Origin of the sequence: Lacisediminimonas sp. (assembly GCF_030645335.1) — a bacterium.
GTDB lineage: Bacteria > Pseudomonadota > Gammaproteobacteria > Burkholderiales > Burkholderiaceae_D > Lacisediminimonas.
Genome location: NZ_JAUSNH010000055.1, coordinates 1 through 4,056, shown reverse-complemented (window position 1 = coordinate 4,056; position 4,056 = coordinate 1). Strand labels below are relative to the sequence as shown.

At 62.1% G+C, this 4,056-nt stretch carries 5 protein-coding genes; all 5 read right to left on the bottom strand.

Annotated features, from left to right (window positions below):
* On the bottom strand, positions 1–1,000 hold a 1,000-nt coding region (locus Q7T64_RS04235), incomplete at its 3' end, for a biotin carboxylase N-terminal domain-containing protein (protein ID WP_304791702.1).
* A gap of 30 nt (positions 1,001–1,030) precedes the next feature.
* Entirely contained in the window at positions 1,031–2,458 is a 1,428-nt protein-coding gene (locus Q7T64_RS04230) for a pyruvate carboxylase subunit B (protein ID WP_304791699.1), read from the bottom strand.
* A gap of 22 nt (positions 2,459–2,480) precedes the next feature.
* Positions 2,481–2,978 carry an acetyl-CoA carboxylase biotin carboxyl carrier protein gene (gene accB, locus Q7T64_RS04225; protein WP_304791694.1) on the bottom strand — a complete coding sequence of 166 codons (498 nt, stop codon included), beginning with the start codon at positions 2,976–2,978 and terminating at the stop codon, positions 2,481–2,483.
* A 106-nt stretch (positions 2,979–3,084) separates the two neighbouring features.
* Positions 3,085–3,795 (bottom strand): isochorismatase family protein, encoded by a 711-nt coding sequence (locus Q7T64_RS04220; protein WP_304791691.1) that lies wholly within the window; start codon positions 3,793–3,795, stop codon positions 3,085–3,087.
* Positions 3,795–4,056 (bottom strand): TRAP transporter large permease subunit (locus Q7T64_RS04215; RefSeq protein WP_304791689.1); only part of this gene is annotated, 262 nt, incomplete at its 5' end. The genes Q7T64_RS04215 and Q7T64_RS04220, both read right to left, overlap by 1 nt.

The following is a 4,056-nucleotide window of genomic DNA, read 5'->3' as shown; positions in this document are numbered from 1 at the left end:
CGGAAATCATTTCGGAAACCGGATGCTCGACCTGGATGCGGGTGTTCATTTCCAGGAAGTAGAAGGTCTGCGAGTCGCAGTCGAGGATGAATTCGACGGTGCCGGCGTTTTCATAACCGATGCGACGTGCCAGCTTGACGCCGGCCTGGCGGATTTCCTCGCGCAAGTCTTCGCTGATATCCGGTGCGGGCGCTTCTTCCACCAGCTTCTGGTGACGCCGTTGCAGCGAACAGTCGCGCTCGCCGACGTGGATCACGTTGCCGTAACGGTCGCCCAGTACCTGCACTTCAATGTGCCGGGCATTGGGTATGTAGCGCTCCAGGTAGAGCGTGTCGTCGCCGAAGGCGGCGCCGGCTTCGGCGGACGCCGCCAGGAAGTTTTGTTCGACATCCTTGAAGTCGTTGACGATCTTCATGCCGCGACCGCCGCCGCCGGCGGCTGCCTTCATCATGATCGGCAAGCCGATGCGGCGCGCAACAGCTTGCGCTTCCTCGGCATTGTGGACTTTCTCCGAGCCGGGCAAGACCGGTACGCCGAACTCACGCGCCTGCGCGCGCGCTTCGAGCTTGTTGCCCATGCCGCGGATATGTTCAGGGCGCGGGCCGATGAATGTGATGCCGGCGTCCAGGCAAGCCTGTGCCATTTCCGATGATTCGGACAGGAAGCCGTAGCCCGGATGCAGCGCGTCGCAGCCGGTGCCCAGCGCCGCCGTGATGATCAGGTCGCGGTTGAGGTAGCTGGCCGTGGATTTTGGCGGGCCGATGCAGATCGCGCGCGTGGCGGTCCGTGCGGGCAGGCTGTCGCGGTCGGCTTCGGACACTGCCAGCACGGTTTCGATGCCCATGGCTTGTGCTGCGCGGATGATGCGCAGCGCGATTTCACCGCGGTTGGCGATGAAGATGCGCGTTACCGGGCGCACGCTGATTGCCTGCGTTGTTGTGTCGTGGCCCGGCGCAGCAACTGCGCCGGGGGCGATGCTTGAATCCAGACTTTTGTTCATGCTAGTTCCCTGTTTCTGCGGCAGCCTGCATTACATCGACAGGCTGAACTGCTTGACGCCGCCATGCTTGGCCACGTCCCGCACCAGGTCAGCCAGCGTGCCGGATTCGGTCAACTGGATCGGACCGGCGGCGCGCATTGCCTGCAAGTAGTCGGGCATGAAGAAATAGTTGAGCAACAAGTCCTCGTCGGATGCGCTGCTGCCGATTTCTGCGCGCAAGCGCTTGAGCACCGGGTCGACCGACAGGCCGGGGCGCTCAGTCATTGGCTGCTTGCCGAGACGATTGACGACCACGTCGAGCAGGTTCTGGTTGATCGCGCCCGGTGTCTTGCCGTATTGGCCCAGCAACAACTGGTCGACCTCGCTCAACATGACCTTGTAGCGGCCGTACAGCACATTGAGCGCCGCCTGGGTGCCGATCACTTGCGAGAAGGGCGTGACCATCAGTGACCAGCCGAGGTCCTCGCGCACGGCGGGAATCTCTTCGAACACTTCGTCCATCCGGTTTTCCAGGCCGAACTGCGCCATCTGGCTGCGGAAGTTGGAGATCATGCCGCCCGGCATCTGGTGCCGGTAAAAGCCCGGATCGTATTCGGCCGGTTGGCCGATCGGTTTGTTGTGGCGCTTGGCAACGCCCAGGAAATGTTCATCGATCTGCGCCAGCATGTCTTCATCGAGATCGACGTCATAGCCGTCGCGCTTCAAGTGCTTGACCATGGAGCTGGTGGCCGGCAGCGACGAGCTGTTGGCCAGCGCACGCGCTGCGGTCCAGATGCCTTCCGCGCCGTATTCGATCGCTTCCAGGTTGGTGGCCGGGCCCATGCCGGTCACGCAATGCGAGTGGCAATACACCGGCCGTCCGCCGGCCACGGCCTTGATGGCGGGTATCAGCGTACGTGCGCGCTCGGGCAGCAGCACGCCATTGGGGTCCTTCAGTACCAGGATGTCGCAGTTCAGCGCGACCAGCTCGCGGATCTTTTGCACGAAATGCTCGTCGGTATGCACCGGGCTGATGGAGTACACGACAGCGGCCACCACTTTGCCGCCGACGGCATGGATCGCCTTGACCGGCACTTCAAAGTTGCGGATGTCGTTCAAGCCGTCCATCAGGAAAAAACGGTCGATGCCGTTGGCGGCGCAGCGCTGGAAAAACAGCGTCAGGATGTCGTCCGGCATCTGCGCCTTGCCCACGCTGAAGCCCAGGCAGATCGAGATCATTTGCAGCGGCGTCTGCGTGACGCGCTCCTTGATCAGGCGCAGCCGCTCCCACGGGTTCTCTTTCAGGTAGCGCACGCAGGAATCCATGATGGCCGTTCCCATGCATTCGATGGCGTCAAAGCCGACCCTGTCCATCAAGGGCAGTATCGGCATCATCATCGGCGAGGTCATGCGCGTGGCCCATAGCGATTGCTGGCCGTCGCGGGTGGTCGTCTCGGTAATATGGATTTTCCGTTTCACTGTCTGTTCTCCTGGACGCGGGTCAGGCCGGCTCGATGTACATCAGGGGCTGGCCGTATTCGACCATCGTGGAATCGGCGACGGCGATTTGCACGATGCGTCCCGCAACCGGTGCATGCACGCCGGTGAACAGCTTCATGACTTCCACCAGGCAGACCGGGTCGTTGGCCTGCACCGTGCTGCCCACTTGCACGAAGGGTGGCTTGTCCGGTGACGGGCGGCTGTAGAACACGCCCACCGACGGGGCCGTGATGGCGACCCAGTTGGCGGCGACCGCACTGGCTGCCGGTGCTGCTGCAGGCGCTGGCGCTGCCGTGGCAGATGGTGCCGCAGGTGCTGCCGCCAATGCGGCAACCGGCGCTGGCGCCATGGCGATTTGCGGCGAGAACGGCTGCATTGCGCCGCTGCCGTTCTTGGAGACGGCCAGGCGGACACTGCCGATTTCGAGCTTCAAGTCTTGCAGGTCGGAGTCCAGGAAAATTTTCAGGACTTCGCGCACATCGTCAATTGTCGGATTCATGTTCTGTGTTCTCCTCAGGTGATATTTTCGCCGGGCGGGCTTGCGCCTGGGCAGGCCGGTGCCGGGGGGGTTTGCTACAGATAGGGGTGCTTGCAGATTGCCTGTTTCAGGTATTGGCCTTGTCCAGCAGGGCAGTCAATTCATCGGTGCTCTGTACATCGCCGAAATACAGGTAGAAGTTACCCATCGAGGCGGCATGTTCCGCATCCGTCATGGCCGCGCACGCGTCCGATACCATTACCGTGCGGTAGTTCAGCATCATGGCGTCGCGGGCGGTGGTTTCGCAGCAGGCATTGGTCGCCACCCCGGTGACGATGATGTTGCGGATGCCGTGGTCGGCCAGCAAAATTTCAATGTCCGACGAGTCGCGGGTGAACGGGCTGTAGCGCCGCTTCACCACCCGCAGGTCACCCGGCTGTACATCCAGACCGGCCCATAGCTCGAAACCATGCGCATCGGCCTGCATCGATTCCCAGCGATGGCGGGCGCTGTCCGGCAGGAAGCGTTCCTTTTGCGTGGCCCAGTTTTGCTCCGACGCCCACGGCGCCAGGTTCTGCACGAAGATCACGCGTCCGCCGGCGCGCCGGGTTGCGGCTGCCAGGCGGTTGATGTTGGGGACGATTTCCTGCGCGACTGCACAGGCGCCCATGTACGGCGGCGCCATGAAATAGTTTTGCATGTCGACCACCACCAGCGCGGTGGTCGGGCCGTCGATGCTGTCCCATGAATGGGCGCGGCCCTGGCGCAGCACGGCGCGCGCCACATATTCCGGTGGCAGCGTGAAGTTGTGTCCGAGTTTTTTAGTAAGGGCAGTCATCATTTCATCAACATGTTGGGCAGTGTCAGCGACAGCGCAGGGAAATAAGTGATCAGTCCCAGCGCAACCAGGTAGGCGATGAAGAATGGAATCAGCCCCATCACGATCTTTGCCGTGTTCTCCCGGAATATGCTGACACTGACAAAGATGTTCAGTCCGAACGGCGGGGTGAACATGCCTATGGCAAGATTGACCGTGAAGATGATGCCGAAGTGGATGATGTCCAGGCCGGCGTGCTCTGCAATGGGCCACAGCAAGGGC

What these genes read in the sequence shown, in the direction of transcription:
- accB (WP_304791694.1), bottom strand. Translation starts at nt 2,978, where the DNA reads ATGAATCCGACAATTGACGATGTGCGCGAAGTCCTGAAAATTTTCCTG.
- Q7T64_RS04220 (WP_304791691.1), bottom strand. Translation starts at nt 3,795, where the DNA reads ATGACTGCCCTTACTAAAAAACTCGGACACAACTTCACGCTGCCACCG.